The organism is Alteromonas sp. AWJ4_199, from assembly GCF_056159165.1.
In genome coordinates this window covers 1,844,949-1,871,562 of sequence record NZ_JBSWUR010000001.1, presented here as the reverse complement: position 1 = coordinate 1,871,562, position 26,614 = coordinate 1,844,949, and the positions used below count along the sequence as shown (strand labels likewise).

The 26,614-nt window shown below is 44.1% G+C and carries 24 protein-coding genes; 7 read left to right on the top strand and 17 right to left on the bottom strand.

All coding sequences use genetic code 11. The annotated features are described in order from the left end of the window. Nucleotides 1–29 precede the first annotated feature (29 nt). The 8 genes from ACXAER_RS08230 to rpe all read right to left on the bottom strand — a co-directional run bounded on the left by ACXAER_RS08230 (nt 30) and on the right by rpe (nt 9,089). Nucleotides 30–836, bottom strand: a complete 807-nt coding sequence (locus ACXAER_RS08230; RefSeq protein WP_039217670.1) for a DUF1338 domain-containing protein — start codon at nt 834–836, stop codon at nt 30–32. 114 nt (nt 837–950) lie between these two features. Further along, nucleotides 951–2,420, bottom strand: a complete 1,470-nt coding sequence (astD, locus tag ACXAER_RS08225) for a succinylglutamate-semialdehyde dehydrogenase (RefSeq protein WP_474828246.1) — start codon at nt 2,418–2,420, stop codon at nt 951–953. Between the two features lie 13 nt (nt 2,421–2,433). Beyond that, nucleotides 2,434–3,471 (bottom strand): arginine N-succinyltransferase, encoded by a 1,038-nt coding sequence (astA, locus tag ACXAER_RS08220; RefSeq protein ID WP_474809096.1) that lies wholly within the window; start codon nt 3,469–3,471, stop codon nt 2,434–2,436. Nucleotides 3,472–3,491: 20 nt separating this feature from the next. Beyond that, nucleotides 3,492–4,700 (bottom strand): aspartate aminotransferase family protein, encoded by a 1,209-nt coding sequence (locus ACXAER_RS08215; RefSeq protein ID WP_474828244.1) that lies wholly within the window; start codon nt 4,698–4,700, stop codon nt 3,492–3,494. 533 nt (nt 4,701–5,233) lie between these two features. After that, nucleotides 5,234–6,397, bottom strand: a complete 1,164-nt coding sequence (locus ACXAER_RS08210; protein WP_474830536.1) for an HDOD domain-containing protein — start codon at nt 6,395–6,397, stop codon at nt 5,234–5,236. Between the two features lie 292 nt (nt 6,398–6,689). After that, nucleotides 6,690–7,274: an anthranilate synthase component II gene (locus ACXAER_RS08205; protein WP_474809094.1), complete on the bottom strand. Its 585-nt coding sequence runs from the start codon at nt 7,272–7,274 to the stop codon at nt 6,690–6,692. Between the two features lie 92 nt (nt 7,275–7,366). Next, on the bottom strand, nt 7,367–8,374 hold the full coding sequence (trpS, locus tag ACXAER_RS08200) for a tryptophan--tRNA ligase (protein ID WP_025256808.1): 1,008 nt from the start codon (nt 8,372–8,374) through the stop codon (nt 7,367–7,369). 37 nt (nt 8,375–8,411) lie between these two features. After that, a complete protein-coding gene (gene rpe, locus ACXAER_RS08195) occupies nt 8,412–9,089 on the bottom strand; it encodes a ribulose-phosphate 3-epimerase (RefSeq protein ID WP_474828242.1) in 678 nt (225 codons plus the stop codon). 396 nt (nt 9,090–9,485) lie between these two features. Here rpe and ACXAER_RS08190 point away from each other — a divergent pair, with 396 nt between their 5' ends. The 3 genes from ACXAER_RS08190 to ACXAER_RS08180 all read left to right on the top strand — a co-directional run bounded on the left by ACXAER_RS08190 (nt 9,486) and on the right by ACXAER_RS08180 (nt 10,909). Further along, a complete protein-coding gene (locus ACXAER_RS08190; RefSeq protein WP_474828240.1) occupies nt 9,486–10,220 on the top strand; it encodes a TorF family putative porin in 735 nt (244 codons plus the stop codon). Nucleotides 10,221–10,393: 173 nt separating this feature from the next. Continuing rightward, on the top strand, nt 10,394–10,702 hold the full coding sequence (locus ACXAER_RS08185) for a hypothetical protein (protein WP_474828238.1): 309 nt from the start codon (nt 10,394–10,396) through the stop codon (nt 10,700–10,702). Between the two features lie 9 nt (nt 10,703–10,711). Further along, on the top strand, nt 10,712–10,909 hold the full coding sequence (locus ACXAER_RS08180; RefSeq protein WP_474809090.1) for a DUF2970 domain-containing protein: 198 nt from the start codon (nt 10,712–10,714) through the stop codon (nt 10,907–10,909). 73 nt (nt 10,910–10,982) lie between these two features. Here ACXAER_RS08180 and ACXAER_RS08175 read toward each other — a convergent pair whose 3' ends face one another. The 9 genes from ACXAER_RS08175 to pilM all read right to left on the bottom strand — a co-directional run bounded on the left by ACXAER_RS08175 (nt 10,983) and on the right by pilM (nt 20,168). Next, nucleotides 10,983–11,867: a Dam family site-specific DNA-(adenine-N6)-methyltransferase gene (locus ACXAER_RS08175; RefSeq protein ID WP_474828235.1), complete on the bottom strand. Its 885-nt coding sequence runs from the start codon at nt 11,865–11,867 to the stop codon at nt 10,983–10,985. A gap of 227 nt (nt 11,868–12,094) precedes the next feature. After that, entirely contained in the window at nt 12,095–13,615 is a 1,521-nt protein-coding gene (locus tag ACXAER_RS08170) for an SPOR domain-containing protein (protein WP_474828233.1), read from the bottom strand. A gap of 121 nt (nt 13,616–13,736) precedes the next feature. Beyond that, entirely contained in the window at nt 13,737–14,804 is a 1,068-nt protein-coding gene (gene aroB / locus ACXAER_RS08165) for a 3-dehydroquinate synthase (protein ID WP_474828231.1), read from the bottom strand. 30 nt (nt 14,805–14,834) lie between these two features. Further along, nucleotides 14,835–15,350: a shikimate kinase AroK gene (gene aroK, locus ACXAER_RS08160; protein ID WP_025256800.1), complete on the bottom strand. Its 516-nt coding sequence runs from the start codon at nt 15,348–15,350 to the stop codon at nt 14,835–14,837. 271 nt (nt 15,351–15,621) lie between these two features. Next, complete coding sequence (locus ACXAER_RS08155; protein ID WP_474828228.1) at nt 15,622–17,394, bottom strand: type IV pilus secretin PilQ; 1,773 nt, start codon at nt 17,392–17,394, stop codon at nt 15,622–15,624. 2 nt (nt 17,395–17,396) lie between these two features. After that, on the bottom strand, nt 17,397–17,924 hold the full coding sequence (locus ACXAER_RS08150; RefSeq protein ID WP_474828226.1) for a pilus assembly protein PilP: 528 nt from the start codon (nt 17,922–17,924) through the stop codon (nt 17,397–17,399). Continuing rightward, nucleotides 17,921–18,532 carry a type IV pilus inner membrane component PilO gene (locus tag ACXAER_RS08145; RefSeq protein ID WP_474828224.1) on the bottom strand — a complete coding sequence of 204 codons (612 nt, stop codon included), beginning with the start codon at nt 18,530–18,532 and terminating at the stop codon, nt 17,921–17,923. Before ACXAER_RS08145 ends, ACXAER_RS08150 begins: the two co-directional genes overlap by 4 nt. Nucleotides 18,533–18,537: 5 nt before the next feature. Continuing rightward, on the bottom strand, nt 18,538–19,113 hold the full coding sequence (locus tag ACXAER_RS08140) for a PilN domain-containing protein (RefSeq protein ID WP_474828222.1): 576 nt from the start codon (nt 19,111–19,113) through the stop codon (nt 18,538–18,540). Further along, nucleotides 19,101–20,168, bottom strand: coding sequence for a type IV pilus assembly protein PilM (gene pilM / locus ACXAER_RS08135; RefSeq protein WP_474828220.1), 1,068 nt, complete (start codon nt 20,166–20,168; stop codon nt 19,101–19,103). The genes ACXAER_RS08140 and pilM overlap by 13 nt, the downstream gene beginning before the upstream one ends. Nucleotides 20,169–20,345: 177 nt before the next feature. Between pilM and ACXAER_RS08130 the strand changes: the two genes are divergently transcribed. From ACXAER_RS08130 to yghU, 4 genes are all read left to right on the top strand, one after another. Then, complete coding sequence (locus ACXAER_RS08130; protein WP_474828218.1) at nt 20,346–23,009, top strand: penicillin-binding protein 1A; 2,664 nt, start codon at nt 20,346–20,348, stop codon at nt 23,007–23,009. A gap of 78 nt (nt 23,010–23,087) precedes the next feature. Next, nucleotides 23,088–24,779 (top strand): NAD-dependent malic enzyme, encoded by a 1,692-nt coding sequence (locus ACXAER_RS08125; protein ID WP_474828215.1) that lies wholly within the window; start codon nt 23,088–23,090, stop codon nt 24,777–24,779. 304 nt (nt 24,780–25,083) lie between these two features. Then, on the top strand, nt 25,084–25,341 hold the full coding sequence (locus ACXAER_RS08120; RefSeq protein WP_474828213.1) for a hypothetical protein: 258 nt from the start codon (nt 25,084–25,086) through the stop codon (nt 25,339–25,341). A gap of 295 nt (nt 25,342–25,636) precedes the next feature. After that, nucleotides 25,637–26,494 carry a glutathione-dependent disulfide-bond oxidoreductase gene (gene yghU, locus ACXAER_RS08115; protein ID WP_474828211.1) on the top strand — a complete coding sequence of 286 codons (858 nt, stop codon included), beginning with the start codon at nt 25,637–25,639 and terminating at the stop codon, nt 26,492–26,494. The last annotated feature ends 120 nt before the right edge of the window (nt 26,495–26,614 follow it).

The window sequence follows — 26,614 nt, the reverse complement described above, 5'->3', positions numbered from 1 at the left end:
GGGCTTTTTTTAATGACTAAGCAGGCGCGCTACTTAGCATTTGTACTTTCAAAGATTTTATCTGCTGATGCAGCAACAAAGCCTTTATAAAGTTTACCGTCAGGCATTTCATAGCGCTGCGCGAATTCATAAAAACAGCTTGGAATAGCCACAGTCTCATCGCTAAATGCTACGTCAGCACGGTCAGCCATAGTTGACGACTGCGCTAAAAATACATCTGGACCGCCTTTAATTTCGCCGCCTGAGGTGTTTAGCACAAAGCCTGCTTCTTTAAGCAATGTGTTTACGTCAGTCAACTCGTCAGTGCGGGTTAAGTGATTAACACTTACTGTAAAGTGGTTAGCACGAAAGCCCCATGCCGCCATCCACGCCGCGTATTCTGATTCGTTAAGCAGTGTGTCGTATTCTGCTTTAGTAACGTCCCAATGCTTACCCGAGTACAAGAAGTTATCGGCATCCACTACAGACTCAGGCATTTGATCAACCATCTTCTTGATAATAGCTTGAGCAGTTTCAGAAAGCTCGTTTACCCGAAGCTCGCTGATAAATACTTTTGGTTTAGTATCGTCAGGGTGCTCAAAGTGCTTTGCAGTCAGCTTTTTAGCTTCAAAGTCATAGTCGCCTTTCGCTTCATAACCCAATGCTAAGAAGTGCGCAGCAAGCTTGTCTAAGCGGGTTTTATCAAGAGCAAAAGTTCTAAAAGCCACATGGTCGTTAACGATGTCGTTCGTGTTTTCCTCTCCCGCCAAAAGTGCATGGATTTTATGCGCTGAGGGAGTGATGGTTACGTAATCGTCCCACATGTTGCTAAACAACGTATCGATGTTGCTATGCATAGTGATAGGGTCCTTTCTGTCGTCGACTATTTCTAAATGAATAGTTCGTATAGGGTTGGTGCTTAACCGGCCGATACACTCTGCATCGGCCTTTTATCGCTGTAAAAGCTTGGGTTACATCGACAAGCCTGGGCTTAATTTGCCCGGCATAGTGACTTTGTCTAGCTCTACGGAAGCGACTGGGTATGCACAGTAGTCAGCGGCATAAAACGCGCTTGCTCTGTGGTTACCACTATCGCCCACACCGCCAAACGGCGCAGCGCTGCTTGCACCGGTAATAGGTCTGTTCCAGTTTACGATGCCCGCACGTATACGCGCGAAGAAGTAACGATAGTCTTCTTCGTTGTCGCCCAGAAGACCTGCTGATAAGCCAAAGCTGGTGTTATTCGCTTCTGCAATAGCAGCATCAAAGTCGCTGTAGCGGATTACTTTAAGTAGTGGACCAAAGTGCTCTTCGTCTGGTAGCGAAGCAAGCATGTCGGTAACGTCAATAATGCCCGGGGTAGCAAAACCTTTGCTTTCGTCTTTTTGTTCAAGACGAACCAGCACGTTACCACCAAGGTCTTCAAGTTCTTGCTGCGCTTTCACCATAAGTGCAGCGGCGTTGCTTGAGATCATAGCACCCATAAACGGCTGGTCTTCTGCATCGTAATCGCCAACTTTAATGTTTTTGGTTACTTCGATAAGGCGAGCAAGGATTGCATCACCTTGTGCATCGGCTGGCAAGAATAAGCGACGAGCACACGTACAGCGCTGACCTGAAGTAATGAAAGCAGATTGCACGATATCGTGTACTGCCGCATCAACATCAGCCACGTCTTTTACGATAAGTGGGTTGTTGCCGCCCATTTCAAGCGCCAAGATTTTACCTGGGTGACCTGCGAACTGCTCGTGAAGGATTTTCCCAGTACGAGAACTACCCGTAAAGAACAGACCATCAATGTCGTTATGCGACGCCAACGCTTTGCCTGTTTCAACTTCACCCTGAACAAGGTTAAGTACGCCCGCTGGCAGGCCGGCAGCGTCCCATAGCTTCACCATTTCTTGTGCAACCATAGGCGTCAAGTCGCTTGGTTTAAATACAACTGTGTTACCTGCAATAAGGGCTGGAACAATGTGTCCGTTTGGCAGGTGACCTGGGAAGTTGTATGGGCCAAATACCGCAACAACGCCGTGAGGTTTATGGCGAATGAATGCTTTACCAACTGGCATTGGGTTTTCAACGTTACCCGTGCGTTCAAAATAAGCTTTTTCAGAAATGCCAATTTTGCCCATCATGGCGCCCACTTCCGTAGCGGTTTCCCATTCTGGTTTGCCCGTTTCTTTTGCCATAACTTTGGCAAGGTGCGCTTTGGCTTCTTCTAGCTTAGCGCCGTAAACCTTTATGATCTCTAGACGCTCTTCAACGGTTTTCATGCTCCACGCTACAAGTGCAGCTCGAGCGGCGTTAATTGCGTCATCAATTTGAGCGGCAGTCGCAGACTTACCTTCCCAAATTACTTCGTTTTTTGCAGGGTCAACTGACGTTAAGTCGTGACCTTGTCCGGCAACCCATTCACCGTTGATAAAATGTGTATGTAGCATAGTGGGTGTCCTTTTAATCTCTGAATGTAACGGGGGCAAAGCGTACGTGCTCTCCCTCTTTGACATTCAATGCAGCAGCGGCTTGGCGAGATAGCACGGCAACTTGCTTTTCTTCGCTTACCGTCATCTCGGTGGCGACTGCACGAAAATCAGATACTGATGTATTAATGATGTAGTGCGTTTGCCCTTGGGCAGCAGCGCTATCGTCAATCAAAACAGGCAGTTTTAAACTCGACTGAGCCGTGCGGATGTGGCTTAAGTTTGCTTCTACCGTTGGGCCTGCGTCGAAAATGTCTACGTAGCCGCGGCAAGAAAAGCCTTCTTCTTCTAAAAGCTGAAGTGCAGGGCGTGTTTTGTCGTGGACTTCGCCAATGACTTCTTGCGCTTCTTTGCTAAGCAGATTTACGTATATCGGGTACTTTGGCATAAGCTCAGCAATAAACACTTTATTACCAATGCCAGTTAAGTAGTCGGCAGTAGGAAAATCCATCGAGAAGAAGTGGGTTTCCAACCACTCCCAAAACGGTGAGCGTCCTTCTTCGTCACTCACACCGCGCATTTCAGCAATAACGGTTTCTGAGAAGCGTTCACGGTGCTCCATCATAAATAAGAATCGAACCTTTGAAAGGAAGCGGCCGTTAATGCCGCCACGGGCTTGCTCGCGAAGGAACAAGGTACATATCTCGGTAACGCCAGTGTAGTCATTACAAAACGTTAGAATGTCTACCGTATTGTGAATGTTAAGCTCGCGCGAGGCATGTACCACCTTGCTTAAATGGTAGTGATAAAACGCGTCATCTATGCCAACAGCCGCTTCGATACCTGTTGTACCCACTACCTGGCCGGTAGTGGTATCTTCCATCACAAACAAGTATGACTCATCGCCAGGTTCGGTTACGTTTGGCTTGTTAAACGCAGTTTCTGCACGATCAATTTTACGCTGCAGCAACTCGTCGTTGACAGGTAAAGACGTAAAGCCAATACCTGATTCAACGGCGATTTCTTTAAGCGCGTTATAGTCGGCCTTCGTGATAGGGCGAATGATATTCATGTTCGCTACTCGTGTTGTAATTATTCGGCGTTTACAACGGCAGCAACGGCGCGTTCAAAACGTGCAAGACCTTCTTTAATGTCTTCATCAGGAATAACCAGTGAAGGTGCAAAACGAATGACGTTCATGCCAGCAACAAGACACATTAGGTTCTCTTTCGTTGCAGCCATCATGAAGTCGCGTGCACGGCCTTGGTATTTCTCATTCAATGCACAACCTAACAGCATGCCTTGACCACGCACTTCTTCAAATACGTTGTACTTGTCATTGATAGCGCCAAGTAATTCGCGGAAAAGGGCTTCTTTCTTAAGCACGCCTTCAAGCACTTCTGGCTGGTTCACGATATCTAACGCTTTTTCCGCAACCGCACAGGCCAGTGGGTTACCGCCGTAAGTACTACCGTGGGTACCTGGCTTAAGATGTGCTGCAATATCATTCGTTGTTAGCATGGCGCCAATTGGGAAGCCGCCACCAAGAGATTTAGCTGTAGTTAAGATATCGGGTGTTACGCCAAGGCCCATATATGCGTAGAGGTGACCGGTACGACCAACGCCTGACTGAACTTCGTCAAAAATAAGTAGTGCGTTATGCTTGTCACAAAGCTCGCGCACACCTTTCACGAAATCAACATCAGGTGGAATAATACCGCCTTCACCTTGAAGTGGTTCCATCATTACAGCACAAGTTTTATCTGAAATTAGTGCTTCAAAGGCAGCTAGGTCATTGTAGTCACAGTGATCAACAGCGCCTGGCTTAGGGCCAAAGCCATCAGAGTAAGCCGCTTGACCACCTACCGTTACGGTAAAGAAGGTACGACCATGGAAACCTTTATTAAAAGCAATAATTTGATTCTTGTCTTCACCGTGCTTATCAAGTGCCCAACGACGAGCAAGCTTTAATGCCGCTTCGTTAGCTTCCGCACCAGAGTTGGCAAAGTAAACTTTGTCAGAGAATGTCGCATCGTTAAGCTTTTTAGCAAGGCGAAGCGCAGGTTCGTTAGTAAATACGTTGCTTAGATGCCAAAGCTTGCTGCCTTGTTCATTAAGTGCCTTAACTAGCTCAGGGTGGCAGTGACCTAGAACGTTTACTGCAATACCGCCTGCAAAGTCGATGTACTCAGCTCCATCTTGATCCCATACGCGTGAACCTTCACCTCGAACAGGTACCATACCTGCTGGGTTATAGTTAGGAACCATTACATCATCAAATGTAGCGCGAGTTACGTTCATCTTTGTTACCTCTGCATTGGGCGCCAATCACACTGTGTGATTTTGCTTGTCTAATCGAATCGCACGTTTTATTCGTGCAACGAGAGTCGATAAGCGTCAGTTGGGCGCATAAAAACTAATCGGATTTGATTTACAGTATGCCATTTTTTTTAACATTTGTCTTCTTTGCAAAAGGCTGTAGCCCTTTATTTATAAGGACTGTGGCTTAATTTGCAGGAAAAGTGAATAACTATTAACTACTGGGCTATATCAATTAGTAATAATCAATTTTTACGCAAAGAAAAGCGCTGTCTGGTGGTTTTGTTGTACTTCAGAGGAATAGAAAGGGGCATTGCGCAGTGAAAAACTTGCCTGTTTACTTTAGCTATAAATAAGCAAGACACTGAGTTGTCGTCAATATTTTTGAGTATCAGGTATCAACTACGAGAAAAGTGCATAACCAATGCATGAATATCCACAAATTATTTGAGGTTTGATGTTCTTCTGTGCATAATTTTTGTTCAAACTGGGCGTGGGGAAAGCCTCAAGGCCTGTCAACTATCTTCACTTTTTACCAACGGAAGGGTGAAAATATCCAAACTTTTGAGATTCTCAAGTGCACCCGCTGGGTAGCGCTGCTCAGAAAAAAGCGGTTTTACCTCTTGAATGTCAACGAGCTTGAGCTGATGTAGCATTCTTATTTGTGTATAAGCTCGAGCTTGATGCAGAATTTTACTTAAGGTTTTGGGTTGAGTAAGCTGTTTATCTGCACAGTCTCGCATTGGCTGTGCAATTGGCAGACGGGTAAAGTGCATCCACTCTAAAATGTCGGCACTCACTGCATCAGCGAATTCTTGTTGTAACGCAATAAGGTGGTTAGCCGACGGCGCAATTTTTAATAAAGCCTCATGACGCTTTTGTTCTTTGTCTCTCTGGCACTCTTGTAATAAGTGCAGTTGGATCTTATCGAACAGTTTGAAATAAAGTCGTGTCACAGCACAGCGGCCTAAATTACTTATCATTGCCAGCGTGTAGGCTTGATGCTTATTTAGATCACTCAGTGCAGCTAGGCGCTTTGCAGTAAGCGCAACGCCTGTTGAGTAATGCGTTAGTTTTTGCTTGATAAGCGGGTAAGGATCGGTAATTTGAGGCATGGCGCGCTTTAATATCAATGAAGGTATTAGCGTGCGCAAGTTTTCGATACCTAAAAAGCTCAATGAAGTGCGCAAGGTTTCAACAACGATTATACGTCCTCGCGAATCTTTGCGTCTGAATTGAGGCGTATTTACTACTACTATGAGCTCGTCATAAAGCCACGGCATAGTGGCGACGATAGGCTCTAGTTTTGAAACTGAGCACGCTTTAACAGATAAGGCATCTAACAGCTCACCAATGTTTTCAGGTAAGTTGAGCACGTTCTGAACGAGCTCTTCGGTGTAGCTAAGTTGCTCAGTAAGTTCATCAAGCAGAATCTCGTGAAGGTGGTGGCTAACCGATTCTAAATAAGAGGCTTCTGTTTTTTCCTGTAGACGTTTGTTTTCAATTGCGACTTTTTCAACGTGAAGTAAAAGCCTACGTGCGTCACCCTGTTCTGACTGTTCGAAGCTGACTTGGCCCACCTTACGCTTTCCTAGCATTTCAAGCACGCGCTCGGGTGATACGATCATATTTTCAAATCGATCATCTATCGTCGGCGGTGTGGTTGCCCCCATGGTCATATTAAAAGCACTCCTGCTCATAACTTTTTGGTGAACGGCGATATTATCGTACATTAGGGGCCTTTATAACGTTAGCTACGGTAATGATGAAAATGTAGCTACCACTTAAAAGCACAGTTAGCACCCTGCAATGATTGATATCGCTTATGTAGTTTTCAACATAACGCTCAGTTAGCGCTTGGCTAAACTTGATTATGAAAAGTTAAACGAAAAATCAGTGAATTGCGAATTTTAACGGCCTTCAAGCGCAACCTTTTACACTATGTAGGGTATCGGCAATACGCCTGTAGACTTAAACCTTTTTATGATGAAGAAAAGCTTCAAGCACGCTGTGACCGTGTTCGGTAAGTAATGATTCAGGGTGATACTGAACACCCCATATAGGGTAGCGATTATGGGAAACTGCCATAATTTCTTTTGTACCCGCCGCTGTCTCACACCAAGCATCGACGCGTAGTGATGGAGGTAAAGATTCAGGGCTTAATACTAATGAATGGTAGCGGGTTACGTTAAAGGTGTTTGGTAGCCCTTCAAATAGCCCTGTGTTGTGATGGGACAATGCTGAAACTTTACCGTGTTTTATTTCTTGGGCGCCTACCACTTCTGCACCAAAAACTTGTCCTATGGCTTGATGACCTAAGCAAACGCCCATTATGGGAATTTCACCGGCAAAATGCTCTATCGCAGATAAACTAATACCCGCCTCGTTAGGCGTGCAAGGGCCTGGCGAGATAACAAGTTGAGAAGGTGCCAAGCGCGAAATATCGTCAAGGTTAAGGGCGTTATTTCTTACCACTTCAACGTCAGCGCCAAGCTCTGTGAAATACCTAGCGAGGTTATGAGTGAACGAATCGAAGTTATCAATTAACAGCAACACAGCAGTGTTAATCCTTGGTATATCTATAAAGCAACGGTTGTGACATGAAGCGCTTTATTAACGCTTCATGTCTTTTACGTACAGTATTTAAGTTACGGCTTTGGAATAAAACCCACTGCTTTGTAAACTTTGGCTAAAGTCTCTGCTGCGCGGGCTGATGCTTTTTCCGCACCTTGGCGCATAACGTCGTCTAAGTATGCTCTATCTGCGCGAATTTCAGCATAGCGAGTTTGAATAGGCTCAAGTAAAGATACTACCGCATCGGCAACATCGCCTTTTAAGTGACCGTACATTTTGTCGGTATATTCAGGCTCAAGCTCTTTTACCGATTTACCCGTTGCTAATGAAAGCAGGGTAAGTAAGTTAGATACCCCTGGTTTCTCGGTCGGGTTGAAGTATATATTAGCTTGTTCGTCAGAGTCGGTTACCGCGCGTTTAATCTTCTTAGCCAGCTTCTTAGGGTCTTCTAACAGACCAATAAAGTTATTGGGGTTGTTGTCTGACTTAGACATTTTCTTTTCTGGTTCTTGCAGGCTCATGATACGCGCACCGAACTCTGGAATATAAGGGTCTGGTAAGCGGAATACGTCGCCGTATAAGTTATTTACTCGTGTTGCTATATCGCGTGTTAACTCAAGGTGCTGTTTTTGATCTTCACCCACGGGAACTTTATCGGCTTGATAAAGCAAGATATCTGCTGCTTGAAGTACAGGGTAGCTGTATAAGCCTACATTTATGTTGTTCTCATTTTTCGCAGACTTATCTTTAAACTGCGTCATGCGGTTTAGCTCGCCCATTTGAGCATAGCAATTTAATACCCACGACAGCTGCGCATGCTCAGGCACATGTGATTGCAAAAATAGCGTGCTCTTTTGCGGGTCAATACCGCAAGCTAGATAAAGAGAAAGGCCGTCTAGACAAGCTTCGGCAAGTTGCTTCGGATCTTGTCTTACTGTGATCGCATGTAAATCGACAATCATGTATAAGCAGTCGTGATCGTCTTGCATGGAAACCCACTGTTTAAGTGCACCCATATAGTTGCCAAGGGTAAGTTGTCCTGAAGGCTGGCAGCCACTTAATACAACGGGTTTATTACTCATTTCTATTTACCTGTAATACGTTAAATTCTGTTAAAAACTAAGCTTTAGACAACGATGAAAGTTCATCGCGCATTTGCGCAATCACATCGCCGTAATCGGATTGGGAGAAAATGGCCGAACCAGCCACAAACATATCTGCCCCCGCTTCTGCTATTGCGCGAATGTTATCGACTTTTACGCCACCGTCAATTTCAATTCGAATTTCGTAGCCGCTTTCTAGTACACGCTGCTTCACCGCACGTACCTTATCTAGGGTACTGGGGATAAACTTCTGGCCGCCAAAACCAGGGTTCACCGACATAATAAGGATATGGTGTAGTTTATCCATAACATGATCTAAGTAGTGTAGCGGCGTAGCCGGGTTAAATACCAAGCCGGGTTTGCAGCCAGCATCAATAATAAGCTGAAGAGACCGGTCTATGTGTTCAGACGCTTCTGGGTGAAAGCTGATATAGCTTGCGCCCGCGTTGGCGAATTTCTCAATAAGATCATCTACTGGCTTTACCATAAGGTGAACATCAATCGGCGCGGTTATACCGTATTTTCTCAATGCTTCGCAAATCATTGGCCCAAACGTAAGGTTCGGCACATAGTGGTTATCCATTACATCGAAATGCACCACATCGGCGCCAGCGTCCAATACTTGTTCTACATCTTCACCAAGTCTTGCAAAGTCGGCAGAGAGTATTGATGGAGCGATTAAAAACGGTTTCATTGCGTGTCCTTTAAACAAAAACAACAGGGGGCGTTGCCACTTACGTTATAGGGTTGCGAAAGTTTACCCAAAACCAGGCATTTTTACTATGTAAAGGGTACATCAAGGATGATTTGACATAAATTTAAGACAGACAACCATAAATCGTGCTGCTGCACAATTTTGGTGAGACTGCGTTTTGTTGGTGCGTTTTTAAGCGGCCTTAAAACTGAGTAAATTATGAGAGTATTAAGTGCGTGTTATTTATGTTGTTAATTATCAATGGTTTATAATTTTTTCGGCAGGCTTTTTTAATGAACCATAAATGGGCACCAACTTTGCGTTATCCAGTCCAAAAAGAAAACACAGACAGAAAAAACGAATTACAACAAGTTTGAATTTGACTGGAGAACACACATGAAAACATCTACAAAAAGAACCCTACTTGCCGCTGCTATTTCTTCAGCGTGTTTGCTAACCGCTATGCCTAGCTATGCAGAAGGTGAATTTACCGCAAACGCTGGCGCAACCAGCAACTACATTTGGCGTGGTTTAACACAAACTGTTAACGAAGCTGCAGTACAGGGCGGTATCGACTACGCACACGAAAGCGGTTTCTATGCAGGTACGTGGGCGTCTAACGTAAGTTATGCATCAGATGATATTTACTCATACGAGCATGACGTATACTTTGGTTATTCAGGTGAGTCTGATGGTATTGCTTACGACTTCGGTTACCTATATTACAACTACGACGCTGAAGCAGAATTCGATTTTGCAGAAATCTACGGCTCAGTAGGCATGGGTGGTGTAAGCGTAACAGTTTACCTATTAGCGCACACCGAAGCGGATGAAGCTGAAGGCCAAGATTTTGGCTTTGGACAGGCTTACTACGCGTCTCTCGATTACACCACCGAGATATTGAATGGTACTGAGTTGACGCTACATGCTGGTTATCATGACGGTGACTTTGTGGATGCTTTCAACTTCGGCGACGGTACTGATAGCTATGCCGATTACGGCGTAACCATTGCAAAAGATGGTTTTAGTTTCGCTGTGACTGGAACCAACTTAGATGATGTTGGTGCTGACGCACTAGATAACGACGAGTTAAAATTCACTGTAGGTTATTCAGTAGATTTCGAACTTTAATTTAAAAAAGGGGCTAACAGAGCGGCCTCTTAATTAAAACGTTGAGTAGTAAAAGCCTAATGTAATTTTCATTAGGCTTTTCATTTTAAAGAGCAACGCATTTTTAACTTGTTCGTTACTTGCTTTTGATTATAATGAGATTAAATTTTAAACGAGTGTAAGGGGTGTTCAGGATGAAAGTTCTTCCTTTTTTTGCGATTTGTGGAGCTGCTGGCCTAATCAGCGTGGCCGTTACAAATCCGCCAAGCTCACGCTCGTCTGTTTGTGAATTCCAACCCGTTACCGAGTTTAACCCAAAACTCCCTGCAAGCCACATTCAAAACCAGTGCGCCCGTCATCAAGAGGGGGTAGAAGAGGTTAGCTGGCTGTCATGGATAGCAGGAAAGTCACCGTCCTTTCAGTTTCACTTTTTAGATTTACTAGAGTTGCTTCACAGCGACGATGGTAATCGGGATTTCACTTCACCCTCAAACGACTCTTAAGGTGATATTATGCAATCTGGTACTGGTTTCTGGTCAGTTCTAGGTAGTGTAGTGGCAAGTTTGTTTGGTGTTCAAAGCCATAAAAATTATGAACGTGACTTTACTAAAGGTACCTTTATCAGCTTTGCTGTTATAGGCGTTATTTTAGTTGTGGTATTTGTCGTATCACTTTTCATGTTTGTAAAGTGGTATACAGGCTACGGCTGATAGCCCACTCATACTTAGTGAAAGCGCTTCATCGCTTCAAATAGGTGTTTGCTAACCTTTCATCTCGTAATAATTATTCAGCAGAAGGGCGCTGAGTTATTTTTTTCTTGCGTGTTTTTCGCTTGGGAACAACTTTCGCGGGAGGGAAATAAGCCAATATCTCATCTACTGGCTGTCGTTTCGCGCCATTTTGACTAATCGAGCGTTTAACTGACAGCATGCTAAAGTCTGCACCTTGATATAAAGCTCGGGTTAGCGGTAAATCGTGGTTCGATATCAAAACCGGTATACCACGCTTTTTAGAAGCTCGGGTGGCCAATTCTGCCAGTTTTTCTTGCGACTCTTGCCCAAAACTTCGCGCCGCATAACTGGTGAAGGCTGCTGTCTTGCTAATAGGTGCGTATGGAGGATCGCAATAAATAACATTGCCTCGCCTAGCCCTTGAAAAAACCTTCTCAAACGGTAGGCAGGTAAACGTGGCCTTTTGTGATTTTTCGGAAAACACAAACATTTCGTCTTCTGGAAAGTAGGGCTTTTTGTACCTGCCAAAAGGCACATTAAAACGACCTTGAAGACTATATCGACACAAACCGTTGTAGCCGTGGCGGTTCAAATAGAGAAAAAGAATAGCGCGATAGTACTCGTCTTGCGTCCCGTTGAACTCTTCACGCAGGTCATAGTACATCTTCTCTTCATTGCGGCTCCCATCAAAAAACGCACGCGCATCGTTAATCAGCGCGTCGGGTTGCGCTTTTAAGAAGTTGTATAAGTTAATGAGGTCAGGATTGATGTCATTAAGCAGGTAGCGTTTGTATTGCGTATTCAGAAATACAGATCCAGCACCAACAAACGGTTCTATGAGTTTGTTAGCTTGCGGTAATCTGGCCTGAATGTGCTCAACCAAGCTGTATTTGCCACCGGCCCACTTTAAAAAGGCACGGTTCTTTTTCTGCATCATGCTTAAACGTTACTACCTAGACGGAATGAAGACGGTGGTTTTTCCTTGCGCCGCCGTTCCAAGGGAAAGGGTCGTCTTTATACTTTTATGCTGATCAGTATCAGATATCACCACGCTAAAGGTAGATTGTAACTTTCATCAGTAAAACGGACAACCAGCAAGTGTCGCAAGAGTGGAATTTAGCTAAATTATCAGAACTAATTAGGTGCTTTTGACTTTGAATCGGCTTAATTTGGAGCTTTATCTATTTCAGCTAGGACCTGACTCCCCCGCTTTATAAACGCATTTTGTTTGCCCGGATATTCAGGTAACGCAGCGCGAGTTTGCTGTGCTTGCGGTAGTGAGGGGTAAACTTCTCGAAAAACAACTACAAACCAATCGCCACCGTAGCGTTCAGTTTTATAAATGCGGGTTTGCTCTACAAGATTGTGTTCACGCAAGAACGCATTGAGCACCGATTCGCTTTTCATCGCTAGCATTTGAATGGCGTAATCGTTAGCGTTAATCCACTGGTTTGGCTGCGGTGAAGTTTGGTTCACATTTTCGTTGCTAGGCTTCGTATCAGTGCTGTGCGGATTCGCTAGTGCTGTTTGTGTATTCTCTTCCGTTCTTTGCTCAGTACTTTCACCTGAACTAGTAGTATCAACAGAGGAAGAGTTGTTGCTTTGTGCCCTTGAAGTATTACTACTATTATCGCCTTCTGTTTCAGACAAAGAACCTGCATCAGGCAGTGATGATACTGCGCTTTCCCAGTCTGTAATCAGCGTATCATTCTCTGCTATTTCATTTTCCGCTGGCTTATCAAGGGTTGATTGACCGGTTAGCTCAGGTGGTGCACTTGGTGTCGAGACAATTTCCACATTACCGGTTTGTGCGCTTACGTCATTTTGCTTTTCAGCAGCGGTGACTTCTCTGCTTTTATCGATGTCGACATTGAAGCCTTCATCACCATTGCCGTCAGCAATTAGCTTGTTATAGGCTGAACCCGGTTCAACCTGAGTTTGATTAGATTCAAGAGTTTGCTGGCTAATAGGAGAGAAAATTGATGCGAGCTTTTCACCGTACTGCCAATAGATAAGGCCAGAGAATGTGGCCAGAAACACCAGAGCTACACCAGCATAAAACCATTTTGTTTTTAGTGGGTTTGTGAATGTCTTAGTATTTTTACGTTGTCTATTTTCTAAATGAGCCTGAAACGCTTCTCTTCGGGAAGCTATCATTTTATCAAGGTCTGACTCGTAATTAGGCTGCTCGCTAATCACAGACTGGCTGCTAATAATAAGCGGTGTTTCAGTATTTTTAGCAGGAAGCCATTGTTTAGCGCGCTCGGCCCATGCGTTATTTGCAAATAAAAGCACGTTTAAATGCTGTTTGTTTCCAGCAAATCGACTTTGTAAGACCAAATCCCACAGCTCTTGTAACAGTGCATCAGGAAGGTTATGGGCTTGGGTGATAGCAATTAGAATTGGGCCTTCGTGGCTATTCAAATCAGAAAGTAATTCATTAAGGGGGCGAACAAAGCTTCCCACTACTTGTCCGAGTAGCTGCCGACAAAGCTGTCTACGGTAGTCAGAAGGCTCCATATTATCTTGCGCGGTCAAATACGCAATTTCGGTATCGTCGTGCTGTTGAAAGACAAAGGCTTCAAGGGTTTTTTGTTGTTGAGCAATAGACTCACCGCTGACAAAGATCAGCTGAGAGGAGTAATTAACCAGATATTCCAAACGTTCATGCAGTTCACTTTGCATGGGAGTTTGCCCTTATTCAACGTTGCTTTAAAACTAGTCTAGCAACGCACCTTATTATCAGCTTCCCAAGTTTTGGGAATAATGAAAGGGCACGCTGCCAGTTTGGCGCGAACGCGAATGTCTAAGAGAGAATGTCAGTAAGGATGGTGTCGGTAACGTCTTTAGTAACAACCGCTTTGCCAATGCCTTGAGGAAGTACAAACCGAATACTACCCGCTTCCACTTTCTTATCGCGTTTCATGTGCTTAACATAGTCGTCTTTCGTCATGCTACTAGGCCCTGCAATAGGCAGTGCAAAAGCTTCGAATAGCGCTGACACGCGTCGTGTTTCTGACGCTTCAAACCATGTTAATGCTTCAGCAGCTTTACAAGCAATTATAGTACCAGCGGCTACTGCTTCGCCGTGTAACCAATTGCCATAACCTTGTTCAGCTTCAATAGCATGGCCAAACGTGTGACCTAAGTTAAGAATGGCGCGCAGTCCACCTTCGCGCTCATCTTTCGCAACCACATCCGCTTTTATTTCGCAGCAGCGAGAAATGGCGTAGGTAAGGATTTCAGTATCAAGAGACGTAAGTGCGTTAACGTTTTCTTCAAGCCAGGTAAAAAACGGTGCATCGTAAATAATGCCGTATTTAATAACTTCTGCCATACCAGCAGCAAATTCTCTTGGGGGTAGTGTTGCTAGCGAGTCGGTATCAATAGCAACATAAACAGGTTGGTAGAAAGCACCAATCATGTTTTTACCTAGAGGGTGGTTTACCGCTGTTTTTCCGCCTACCGATGAGTCTACTTGAGAAAGCAACGTTGTAGGCACTTGAATAAAAGGTACGCCGCGCTGGTACGTGGCTGCCACAAAACCTGTTAGGTCGCCAATTACCCCACCGCCAAGTGCGATAAGCGTAGTGTCTCTTGCTGCGTTAAGCTCAAGAAGACGGGTCATAACCACTTTGAATTGTTCTAAATTCTTATATTGCTCGCCGTCTGGCAGAATGATGGTTTCAACATGAACGTCACCACACGCCGCTTTAGCCGTCTCTAAGTAAAGCGGTGCAACGGTTTCGTTAGTAACAATGACAGCAAGCGGGCCTTTAATATAGGCACTAAAAAGGCCAGGTTGCGAAAGCAGCCCAGCCTCTATCTGTATAGGATAGCTACGTTCTCCAAGTTCCACAGTTAAGGTTGACATTGGCGTAGCACCTCCTATTACATATTTAATTTATAGACCGATTTTACTGATTATTTGATTTGCTACAGCACGTGCACTTTGGTCGTCTGTATCAACTATGTAATCAGCTACTTCTTCATAAAGCGGGTTGCGCATTTCTGCAAGATCGCGAAGTACTTGTTCAGGATCTTCGTTTTGTAGCAAAGGGCGACGTTTGTCGCGTTGTGTACGGGCAACTTGCTTATCGATTGTTGTTTGTAGGTAAACAACAATGCCGCGGGCAGATAAACGATTACGCACAGCCTTGGTTACAATAGAACCGCCGCCAGTGGCAAGTACAATACCTTGCTTATCTGTCAAATCGTTAATGACGGTCTCTTCGCGTTTACGGAATCCGTCTTCGCCTTCAAGGTCGAAGATCCAGGCAATGTCTGCACCCGTGCGGCGCTCAATTTCCTGATCAGAATCAAAAAAGTCTAGGTGAAGTTCGTCTGCCAGATGTCTACCGATAGTACTTTTGCCAGCACCCATTGGGCCAACTAAAAAGATATTACGTTTTTCAGCCATATTTGCTTATATCACAACTTAATCATGTTAGGGGCAGTGCACTGTTGCCTTACCAGCCTACCCATTGACTCGTGCCTATTTAGTGTCCAATAAGCACCACTCCTTAAACCTCGCTTAAATTTCGAGGCGGGGATTATCTCAGTTTCATGCAAGGCGATGCAAGTTTTGTTACTAACAAATAGCGTATACATTTAAATTTAGTTAGAAAATAAAGGATAAAAATAAAAAACGCGCATAAAGATGCGCGTTTTTTTCTAAGGTTAAGCGGTTCTTATGGGCGTTCAGTTACAATTTTAGGTGTAACAAAAATGAGTAGTTCTCGCTTTTCTTGAAGTTGAGAAGTGTTTCTAAACAGTGAACCCACTACAGGCAGGTCGCCAAATAGAGGCACTTTCGAAACACCATCTGAACTTGTTTGCTGGAAAATGCCACCAAGAACTATGGTTTCACCGTTTTCTACTAATACCTGTGTTTTTATCTCTTGTGTATCAATTGCAACGGCATCACCTGTTGATGTACTGACTGTTTCGCCTCGAGTATCCTGTGTCACTACCAAATCAAGAATAATCCGATTGTCAGGTGTTATATGTGGCGTAACCTTAAGAGAAAGTACAGCTTTTTTGAATGTAACGGCAGTTGCACCACTGGACGCAGCCTGTACGAATGGAATCTCAGTACCTTGTTCAATGTAAGCTTCGTGTTGGTTGGCAACAGTAATGCGTGGGCTTGCTATAATTTCCCCTTTGTTTTCGGCTTCTAACGCTGAAAGTTCAAGGTCGAGAATAGTTCCATCTATTAAGCTTGCTAACTGAAAACCTATGGTACCAGCTGCACTGCTTACTGGGAGGTTTACATTAAGGCGGTTATCAATGCTGGGTATTACGCCTCCCGCAATGGTGTCGGCACCTTCAATACTACCGGAAACACCATTATCGTCTTGGCGATCGCTGAAGCCCCAGCGCACGCCTAGCTGCTCGTCAACATTGTCTAAGACAGTAACCATGCGACTTTCAATCAGGACTTGTTTTACTGGAATATCAAGCACATCAATCATCTTACGTGCTTCGTCAATAGATGATAGTGTGTCGCGGATAATTAGCGTGTTTGTACGCTCATCTACCGTCACGCCACCACGCTCCGAAAGAATTCCCCCTTCGGAAGACTTCAAAATTGCAGCTAAAGCTGAAGCTTTTGCATAATTTACCGGTATATCCACTGTTTGAAGCGGCGCTAAATCAGATACTTGTTGCTGTGACTGCAATGTTTGCGCTTCACGAGCGGCTAACTCTTCAGCAGGGGCGATTAACAAAATATTGCCCTCTAGGCGTTTATCTAGGCCTTTAACACGAAGAATCATTTCTAGTGCTTGATCCCAAGGAACGCCCGATAAACTGATAGTAACGTTACCGGCTACCGTGTCAGTAGTTACTAGGTTGAAACCGTTAACCTGCGCGATAATTTGAAGCACTTGGCGAACAGGGACGTCTTGAAAGTCTAGCGATATCGGTTCGCCAGAGTATTGCTTTTCATTCTCTAACGCTTCTTTTTGCTCGGTGTCCATTGGCTTGATTTCTAATCGAAGCACATTATCGTTAATGGTATTTTGAACAAGCACAGCCCCAGAATAATTTACTTCAACACGTGCGTTGCTATCGTCTTGAAAAGTCTCAATAGTTGACACAATAGTGCCAAAATCAGCAACATTTAACTCGACTAGCTGGTCGTCACCTAAATCAGTGTCTGTAAGTGTAAGTGTAATTTTACCCTGAGATTCAATTAGCTGTACCTTGGGTTCTGAGCCATCCAATGTCACCAAGACTATGGCTGTTTCCTTGCCTGCTTGGGTAAAGTCTACATTCGTAATTGTCGATCTGCTTTGTTGAGCGTAGTCGCTGCTCTTCGGGTCGACTAAAACAGGTTCCTGTGCCTTCACTGGCGATGAAATAACAGCGACAGAGAAAATAGCAGTAGCTGCAGCTGCAAGCCAATACCATTTGGGCGCTTTACGATTCAGTGACTTGTTAAATATGTATCGTTCAGCCATGTTTACTCTCCCGCCTTAGATGCTGTATTCATTGTTGTTGTTTTCCTTTGCCAGCAGCCTGCACCATCTGGTAGTAATTGTCTTATCGTAATCGAATCTGTTCCGACTTGTGTAATAGTTCCGTAAAACACGCCAATTCTGCTCCCTATCTTGGCTTTGTGAAGAATTCCATCGTTACTTTTAATCAGTGCCCATCTTTCGCCCTTAAGCTTGAAATTACCCATCAGCGAAAGTGCATCTAAACCATAAGCCTCTAACTCTTCTTTCTTGCGGTCAAAGTTTGGTTCTGAGCAGTTCTCTATACGTGGCTTCTTAAGTGGAGTCGCCACACCTTCTGGATATTTGAACGGGCTTTTTAAAGAGCTCGAAGTATAGACAAAAGGCGGTTGAACTTGAAACTCAACGTAAGGTTCAATTTGGGGTTGAGCACGGCTTTTTACTTCCTGAGTGTATGCCTGTAGGTCGTCTAATTGCGGTGCACAGCCTGAGATAATAGCAAAAATAAATAGAGAAGAAACACGACGAATCATTCTTTTTCCTCCCCTATTAGCGAAGTATTCTCTGAGCGGTATGTTTTCGCTTGTAATTTTAGCGATAGTTCACCCGATGAGCGCTCTATCTCAAAATCGTGAAGTGTCACAATACGCGGTAGCGCTGCTATTTTCGATGTGAACTCACCGAAGCTGTGATAGCCACCGCTCACTTCCATTTCAATAGGTAGCTCTGTGTAGAACTCTTTTGGAACTTCTTTTTGCCAATTGAGCAACCTGAATGTTAGCCCTGCTGATGTACCAACATAGGTTATGTCATCCAAAAGTCCTGGTGTTTCATTACTTGTTGGTAGGCTTCTAAGCATTGATGAAAAGTCTTTTCTTATTTGTTCCAATTGCTCTTCATACGCGTCGAGATTTGCGGCTATTCTGTATTTTGCCTCAAACTGTAACTTTAACTCACCTTCTTTTAATTCTGCAGCTTCTAAAATAGGCAGCTTAGGAACGACTAGTGTGTAGTAGCTTAACGCACCGACAATAATTGCAACGAATAGAGCTACAACTATGCGTACCTCATTTGGCCAGATTGCAATTTGTTCGAAATCTAATTCATTTAGTTCTTTTAATTTTGATACATCAAATTTCATTACGCCTAGACTCCATTACCAGGCTCTTCTACAGGAGCTATATTGGGGTTAATCAAAAACGTCAGCTTGAAGTCGCTTACCGCTATCGCTGTACTACTGTCAGCTTTTATCGACGACAATTCTGCGCCGATAAACGTATCAGAGTTTTCCAACGCGCGCATGAAATCTGATAGTCGATTATTAGAATCGCTTGTGCCTTCGATGCTGATGCGATTACCAGCACGACTCATCGCTTCAAAAGTAACACCAGCGGGTACGATAGACGCGAGCTTGTCGAAAACTACAGGCGTTACGTTTCGGTTAGCTTGAAGTTGTTCGATAAGCGCCATTCGTTGTTCCAGCGCACTTTTATTCTCTTTTACTTTCTTAATTTCACCAATTTGCGCGTCCAGAGCTGATATTTGACCCTGAAGGAACTGATTTCGAGAGTTTTGATTATTGATTTGCTGATCAAATGCTTGCGCAATAAACCAAAATATCAAACCCATTATAGCTGCTACTGCAACCAAGCCTAACAAGTATTGTTGTTTTTGGTGCTGACGTTGCTTCTCACGCCATGGAAGTAAATTTATATGTGCCATGGTGTGAAACTCCTACTTGCTAGTCCCGCTGCAATCGTCAATTGTGGCGCAATTTTGTTTAGTCTTTCACCATCTAATTTGGGATTGATTGAAATATCCTTAAATGGATTAAAACCAATTACGTTTAACCCGAGGTCTTGATTGAGAATTTCAACAAGAGGCTCAATATTGGCAGCGCCCCCACTCAATAGTATTTCTGTTGGGCGGTCAGCGTGCGTAGTGCTCATATACATCTGGAGCGCCCGGTTGATACTTTGCTGGAGATTTGCAGCAAAAATTGGAAGAGTATCTTCTACCCAGTTTCCTGGAAGCGTGCCATCTAGTAATTGGCGCTCTGCAACTTCACGCTCTACCATATGAATGGCACTAACGTCGTTTATGAGCTGATTTAATCCAAAAGTGTGTTCTTTCGTATAAATTACATTACCATTTTTAACCACACAAATTTGAAGAAGAGAGGCTCCCACATTAATGCAACAGATTGGCTTATCGTCAGCCTCGTTTGAATGGAAAAAACTCAACGCGTTTCCAATAGCATAGTTTTCCATATCAACAATTTTGGGTTCGAAGTTAGCTTCTCTTGCTAGTAATAACCGACTGTCGACTACGTCTTTGTGAGCGGCTGTCAATAACACGTTGACTTTACCTGAGTGAGTTTTGCTTGGCTCTATTTCTTCGAAATCTAAATACACCTCTTCAAGTGGATAAGGAATAAGGCTGTCGGCCTCTATCTCAATTTGACTTTCAAGGTCGTAATCATTCTGCTCAGGGTCCATATATACAATTTTACTGATAACAGAAGTGCCAGCAACAGCGATGTTTGCCAACTTTAGTTTAGTTTTTAATGATTTTTGAACTTTTTTAAGCGCAATGCTTACTGATTCGTAATCTTTAATATCCCGCTCTGAAAAAGCGATCTTGGTAATGGGTTCGCAGGCATAACCCTGAAGTATATACCCGTCTTTCGATTGCTCTAGCCATACCGCTTTTATTTGACGCGTCCCTATGTCTAAGCCCACAATCGACGGCAGCTTTTTTTTAAACAGCGATTTCATGTGTAAATTTCCATTTTATTGTTTTTATACAGCGATTTCATTTGCAATTGTCCGGTTTCAAAGGTAGTTGCTCTAAAGTACAATACTACTCTAATAGAATTCTGCGTATGGTTCTAGAGATAAAACATACGTATAGAATATACGTTATTTTAACAAAATGTCTTGGTATTCGTTACAGTGAAGTACATTAAACCACTTATTTTACTTAGTTTTCTATCAATTTTGCTTGGTTCGGCAGCGTTAGTTGGTATTTACCTTTATATCAAACCTGATCTGCCAAGTGTTACTGTACTAAAGGATGTGCGACTGCAAACACCTATGCAGATATACACCAAAGACGGGAGACTTATTTCACAATATGGAGTTAAACGAAGAATTCCTGTGAAGCTTGAAGAAGTTCCACATGAATTAGTCGATGCCATACTTGCCACAGAAGATAGTCGCTTCTACGAACACCACGGCATTGATCCTATCGGTATTATGCGTGCTGCAGTTAGCTTGGTGCTAACGGGCGAAAAGCGCCAGGGCGCGAGTACATTAACTATGCAGTTAGCAAGAGGGTTCTTTCTTAGCCGTGAAAAAACCTATATTCGTAAAATAAAAGAAATTTTTATTGCATTACACATGGAGCAGGAGCTTTCTAAGCAAGAAATTCTCGAACTATACCTCAATAAAATTGAGTTAGGTCATAGGTCCTTTGGTTTTGGTGCGGCTGCTCAAGTGTACTATGGCAAACCGCTTAACAAGCTTTCATTAGCTCAAATTGCTACTATTGCCGGTCTTCCCAAGGCGCCATCAGTGCTTAACCCTATCAGTGGGCCGCAACGCTCTGTTGAGCGCAGACGAGTGGTGTTACTTCGCATGCTTGACGAAGGATACATCACTAAAACGCAGTTTGATGAAGCTGCCAATGCGCCAGTTTCAGCAAAGAAGCACGGTGCCGAAATTGAAGTTGATGCCCCTTATTTGGCTGACACCATTTATAACGAAATGGTTGAAATTTATGGCAAAGAAGAGGCGGAAACGGGCGGTTATCAAGTTTACGCTACAGCTACCTCTGACCTTCAACTAGCCGCACAACGTGCTGTGGTAAGAAACCTTCATGACTATGATGAGCGTCACGGTTATAAAGGCGCTCTTGGGTACTTATGGAATATTCCTAAGAAAGAAGGAAAAAATGACGCAATCCCACAGCTTTCGTTAAGTTTTGATATAAGCAATAAAACAACACGAGAAGAGTGGGACAACGAATCACTCATGCGTGTGCTTGAAGAAATTCCTCATATCAAACCCTTATTACCGTCTGTAGTTACAAAGGTAAATGATCAGTCAATCGATGTGCTTGCCGTTGATGGAAGAACCATTACGGTAGAGTGGGATGGCCTCGATTGGGCTAGACGCTACATTACGGATTTTAGGCAGGGTAGTGACCCTAAAACCGCCTCAGATGTAACCCAAGAAGGCGCAGTAATTTATATCAGGCAGCAAGAAGGGCAGTGGCGCATTTCGCAAATCCCCGAGGTAAGCGGAGCCTTTATTGCACTTAACCCGAAAAACGGCGCGGTTGAAGCCGTGGTTGGCGGTTATAGCTTCTACCAAAGCCAATTTAATAGGGCTACCCAGGCTAAGCGTCAAGTGGGTTCAAACATTAAACCTTTCGTTTATTCAGCAGCAATAGACAGTGGTTACACACTCGCATCTATTATAAACGACGCGCCTATAAACCAATGGAATGCGGCAACAGGCGTTGCCTGGCGACCACAGAACTCACCGGCAGAGTACGATGGCCCAATAAGAATGCGCAAAGCCTTGGGCAAATCTAAAAACGTGGTATCGGTTCGATTACTTCGCGGTGTTGGTCTAAGAGAAACGGCAGATTATTTAACCCGGTTTGGTTTTAACAAAGACGACATTCCATTAGATGAAACTGTATCTCTAGGTTCGAGTTCGCACACGCCGCTTGAAGTGGTAAGAGGAATGTCGGTTATCGCTAACGGAGGCTACCTGGTAAACCCTCACTTTATCAGTAAGGTGCTGGACGAAAATGGTGATGAGCTATGGAAGGCAAACCCGGTTTGGGCATGTAATCGTTGTGAGAATCAAAGCGACCCGGAAATATTACCCGAAGACGAAGAAGCTGATATTGAGGCTTTACTTGCCGCAGAATTAAATCAAGACATTTTGCTTAGTGACGTCGACGGTGATGAAGGCGAAGAAAAAGTGATAGCGCCACAGGTAATCACTGCACAAAACGCCTTTTTAGTAGCAGAGATGATGCGTACAGCGGTTAGAGCAAACGGGAATTGGAGTAAAAAAACCTATTGGCTAGGCACAGGCTGGCGTGCTCGCAATATTCTTCAGCGTACTGATATTGCAGGTAAAACAGGTACAACGAATGATTCACGAGATACCTGGTTTAGCGGCTTCCATAAGGACTTAGTTGCAACAACCTGGGTTGGCTTCGACAACATGGGCCGTCAACTAGGCCGTGCAACGCGAAACCAAAACCTTATCAATAAAAACCCTGAGAAGTTCAACTGGATTGGTAACGCTTTGATTGGTATCGAAGATGGAGCTAAAGCGGCGGAGCCTGCGTGGATCCGATTTATGCAACATGCCCTTGAAAGTAAACCGCATACGCCGATGCCCGTACCAGAAGATATAGTGCGTGTTCGCATTGATCGTACCAGTGGAAAGTTGACCAGACGCACAGACCATACGACACTATTCGAATATTTCCTGCAAGGTACTGAGCCAACTACTTACGTTCGCGATGACGAAGTGTTAGATCCAGCCACGCAGGACAACACTACTGCGCCAGAGCCAGAAGAAATATTCTAATTATAAAAAAGCACGCTGTGTGCGTGCTGCTTTAGGCGAAGGCGATGTATTTGCCCTGAACTCATTATCGGAAAACCAATGTCAGAAGATTCACAGCGATATCTTTATATTCCTCATGCCGGCCCTTCACTGCTGGAAACTCCCCTACTGAATAAAGGCAGCGCCTTCACTGCGCGCGAGAGAGCTGCGTTTAACTTAACCGGTCTTGTGCCTCCACGGTACGAAACTATTGAAGAGCAAGTTGAACGCGCCTATTTGCAATACAGTAGCTTCGATGAAGCACTCAATAAGCATATTTACTTACGTGCTATTCAAGACAACAACGAAACCTTATTTTATCGCCTTATTCAAAAGCACATCGATGAGATGATGCCTATCATCTACACGCCAACAGTCGGTGATGCATGTGAACAGTTTTCTGATATTTATCGCAGTTCACGAGGCTTATTTGTGTCTTATGAAGAGCGCCATCAGCTAGATGATATCGTTCGTAATGCGACTAAGCGCAAAGTGAAGGTAATTGTTGTAACAGACGGTGAGCGTATTTTAGGCCTGGGAGACCAAGGTATCGGGGGGATGGGCATTCCTATCGGTAAGCTTTCGCTTTACACCGCTTGCGGGGGAATTAGCCCGGCATACACATTGCCCGTAATGTTAGATGTAGGAACTAATAACGAAAAGCTACTAAACGACCCAATGTATATGGGAGCGCGCCATCCGCGTATTGGACAGGAAGAATACGACGAATTCGTTGATATGTTCATTAACGCTGTAAAGCGACGTTGGCCTGATGTCATGATTCAGTTTGAAGATTTTGCGCAGCCAAACGCTATGCCGTTATTAAACCGCTATCGCAACGATGTATGCTGCTTTAATGACGATATTCAAGGCACCGCTGCAGTTACTCTTGGCACTATTCTGGCGGCGTGTAAAACCAAGCAGCAGAAGCTAAGAGACATGAAAGTTGTGTTCGTTGGGGCGGGCTCTGCGGGCTGTGGTATTGCTGAAATGCTAATTCAGCAAATGGTATTTGAAGGCCTTACTGACGAACAAGCGCGTAAGCAAGTGTTTATGATTGACCGTTTTGGCTTGGTAACTGAAGGCATGGAAGGTTTGCGCGACTTTCAACAAAAACTTCAGCAGAAGAATGCCGATTTGGCAGATTGGACATTCAGCGGTGACTACGCCTCTTTGTTAGATGTGATGCACTGCGCGAAACCAGACGTACTTATTGGTGTTTCGGGTCAGCCAGGCCTATTCACTGAGCAAGTTATCCGTGCCATGAAGCAAGGTTGTGAACTGCCGATTATCTTCCCGTTAAGCAACCCTTCTCGCCAGGTTGAAGCGCGTCCAGAGCAAGTAATTGAATGGACCGAAGGTGAGGTTATTATTGCAACCGGGAGCCCGTTTAAGCCTGTTGAGTACAATGGCAATGTCATCCCTATTGCTCAGTGTAATAACTCTTATATTTTCCCTGGTATTGGTCTTGGTGTTGTTGCATCAAAAGCGAAGTTAATTAGCGATGAAATGCTAATGGCAGCAAGTAATGCTCTGGCGGCAGCGTCGCCATTAGTCAACACCGGTCAAGGTTCATTATTGCCACCACTTGCAGCAATTGCAGAAATTAGCCGTGAGATTGCTTTTGAAGTGGGCAGAGTAGCGATGGAGCAGGGACTAGCCTTGGAAATGTCTGACGACGCACTGCGCGCCAGCATTGAGCGAAACTTCTGGAAAGCAGAGTATCGCCCTTATAAGCGCGTTAGCATCTAATAAGTGTTCACGTTATCGAAAAGCAGGCTTAGCCTGCTTTTTTTGTGCGTGTAATAACTGTTTCTACTATTACTTACTAATTAAAAGCAGAATTAAATAATCATCTAACGGCTGGCTCCATTTCACGACCTGAATCCCATCAAATGTAATATGGTGTTGCCTATGCGCAACATTTCCTTTGTATTATTCAAATATCATATTATTGTTTTTTAGTTAAGCTCTTGTAATTTATCGATTATTTTTATTTGGCACAATGATTGATATACCTATTATTAGTTATAACAAGGAGCAAGAGGTGTTATTGATGACAAAGTTAAAAAACAAGGTAAGTCCTTTGAGTGCGCGAGTTATTAAGCGCTCATTCTCTACGTCGTTAGTTATGGCAGCTCTTGCAACACTGTCTGCTTGTGATGCAACTCATGTTGAGGTTGTAGCACATGATGAAAAGGCTACTGAAAAAGTTATCGAGCCTACTTCAGAAAGTACCCTAGATGAACAAAGTGAAATGTTTGCCTATCTAGATGAGTCCGACCTGATTGACGCCTATTACAAAGTTAAGTAACTCACTATTACTCTTCTACACACTATCGATACTGCCACAGTTGTAGCGGGCGACACTACAACGGTAACCATCGAATAGTACCAGTTTGCGGGCAAAGGACTGCTCGCCTTTTATTATTAAAGCCGTGCTTTGTATCTTTACAAAGCGCGGTTTTTTTATGTCAGTAACCGTATATCACCGTTTATTAGTCGACAGGGTTGAGCTATAAGTCTTTAAAAGCTGTTCTTAATAGCTATGTATTGTAGTACAACTTTTGCAGTAATCATTACCAATAAAGAACCTATAAGGATTTGCTATGTCGACAGAAAGTACCTACACCCCACCAGAAGTTTGGACACAGGCTGAGGATGATGGCAACAAGTGGGCCAGCATAAACCGCCCTGTGTCGGGCGCTACCCATGAAAAGGCTCGTCCGAATGGTAAACACGGTTTGCAGCTATACTCGTTAGCCACGCCTAACGGTCAAAAAGTGACTATCATGCTTGAAGAGCTGTTAGCTGCTGGCGTGAACGAAGCAGAATACGACGCTTGGCTGATTAACATTGGTGAGGGCGACCAGTTTTCTTCCGGGTTTGTCGACGTTAATCCGAATAGTAAAATTCCTGCTATGGTCGACACGACAACGTCACCAGAAACCAAGCTATTCGAGTCGGGGTCGATATTAGTTTACTTGGCGGAAAAATTCGGTAAGTTCATTCCGCAAGATGCCCATGCCAAGACGGAATGTTTCAACTGGCTGTTCTGGCAGGTGGGGTCAGCGCCCTACTTAGGCGGTGGCTTCGGACACTTCTACAGTTACGCGCCGTATCCAATGGAATATCCTATCAATCGCTTTACTATGGAAACTAAGCGTCAGCTAGACGTGCTAGACAAGCACTTAGCAAACAATGAGTTTATGGCGGGAAAAGAATACAGCATTGCTGATATGGCTATATGGCCATGGTATGGCAATCTAGTGCTTGGAAATCTGTACGATGCCGCAACGTTTCTTCAAGTACACGAGTACACAAATTTAGTTCGTTGGGCTAAGCAACTAGAGCAGCGTGAAGGGGTTAAACGAGGTCGTATCGTCAACAAGACCTGGGGAGACGATGGCCAGTTAGAAAACCGCCACAGCGCCAAAGATATCGACGATGCACTCGCCAACACCTAATTAATGGGGTCAGAGTACATTACTCAAATGACGGGGTCAGAGTACTTTAGTTATGTTTGTCATCTTTTTAGCATCAGAATGGCTAAGGAAGGGGGATAGACAAAAACCGAGAACAAAAAG

Bases quoted from the DNA above. Each gene is read 5' to 3' on its own strand.
- ACXAER_RS08145 (WP_474828224.1), bottom strand. From the start codon at position 18,532: ATGAAATTTGATGTATCAAAATTAAAAGAACTAAATGAATTAGATTTC.
- yghU (WP_474828211.1), top strand. From the start codon at position 25,637: ATGTCGACAGAAAGTACCTACACCCCACCAGAAGTTTGGACACAGGCT.
- rpe (WP_474828242.1), bottom strand. From the start codon at position 9,089: ATGAAACCGTTTTTAATCGCTCCATCAATACTCTCTGCCGACTTTGCA.
- ACXAER_RS08190 (WP_474828240.1), top strand. From the start codon at position 9,486: ATGAAAACATCTACAAAAAGAACCCTACTTGCCGCTGCTATTTCTTCA.
- ACXAER_RS08120 (WP_474828213.1), top strand. From the start codon at position 25,084: ATGACAAAGTTAAAAAACAAGGTAAGTCCTTTGAGTGCGCGAGTTATT.
- ACXAER_RS08230 (WP_039217670.1), bottom strand. From the start codon at position 836: ATGCATAGCAACATCGATACGTTGTTTAGCAACATGTGGGACGATTAC.
- ACXAER_RS08170 (WP_474828233.1), bottom strand. From the start codon at position 13,615: ATGCAAAGTGAACTGCATGAACGTTTGGAATATCTGGTTAATTACTCC.
- ACXAER_RS08150 (WP_474828226.1), bottom strand. From the start codon at position 17,924: ATGATTCGTCGTGTTTCTTCTCTATTTATTTTTGCTATTATCTCAGGC.
- aroB (WP_474828231.1), bottom strand. From the start codon at position 14,804: ATGTCAACCTTAACTGTGGAACTTGGAGAACGTAGCTATCCTATACAG.
- ACXAER_RS08175 (WP_474828235.1), bottom strand. From the start codon at position 11,867: ATGATGCAGAAAAAGAACCGTGCCTTTTTAAAGTGGGCCGGTGGCAAA.
- astD (WP_474828246.1), bottom strand. From the start codon at position 2,420: ATGCTACATACACATTTTATCAACGGTGAATGGGTTGCCGGACAAGGT.
- ACXAER_RS08210 (WP_474830536.1), bottom strand. From the start codon at position 6,397: ATGACCATGGGGGCAACCACACCGCCGACGATAGATGATCGATTTGAA.
- astA (WP_474809096.1), bottom strand. From the start codon at position 3,471: ATGAATATCATTCGCCCTATCACGAAGGCCGACTATAACGCGCTTAAA.
- ACXAER_RS08185 (WP_474828238.1), top strand. From the start codon at position 10,394: ATGAAAGTTCTTCCTTTTTTTGCGATTTGTGGAGCTGCTGGCCTAATC.
- ACXAER_RS08125 (WP_474828215.1), top strand. From the start codon at position 23,088: ATGTCAGAAGATTCACAGCGATATCTTTATATTCCTCATGCCGGCCCT.
- ACXAER_RS08155 (WP_474828228.1), bottom strand. From the start codon at position 17,394: ATGGCTGAACGATACATATTTAACAAGTCACTGAATCGTAAAGCGCCC.
- ACXAER_RS08140 (WP_474828222.1), bottom strand. From the start codon at position 19,113: ATGGCACATATAAATTTACTTCCATGGCGTGAGAAGCAACGTCAGCAC.
- ACXAER_RS08215 (WP_474828244.1), bottom strand. From the start codon at position 4,700: ATGAACGTAACTCGCGCTACATTTGATGATGTAATGGTTCCTAACTAT.
- trpS (WP_025256808.1), bottom strand. From the start codon at position 8,374: ATGAGTAATAAACCCGTTGTATTAAGTGGCTGCCAGCCTTCAGGACAA.
- ACXAER_RS08180 (WP_474809090.1), top strand. From the start codon at position 10,712: ATGCAATCTGGTACTGGTTTCTGGTCAGTTCTAGGTAGTGTAGTGGCA.
- pilM (WP_474828220.1), bottom strand. From the start codon at position 20,168: ATGAAATCGCTGTTTAAAAAAAAGCTGCCGTCGATTGTGGGCTTAGAC.
- aroK (WP_025256800.1), bottom strand. From the start codon at position 15,350: ATGGCTGAAAAACGTAATATCTTTTTAGTTGGCCCAATGGGTGCTGGC.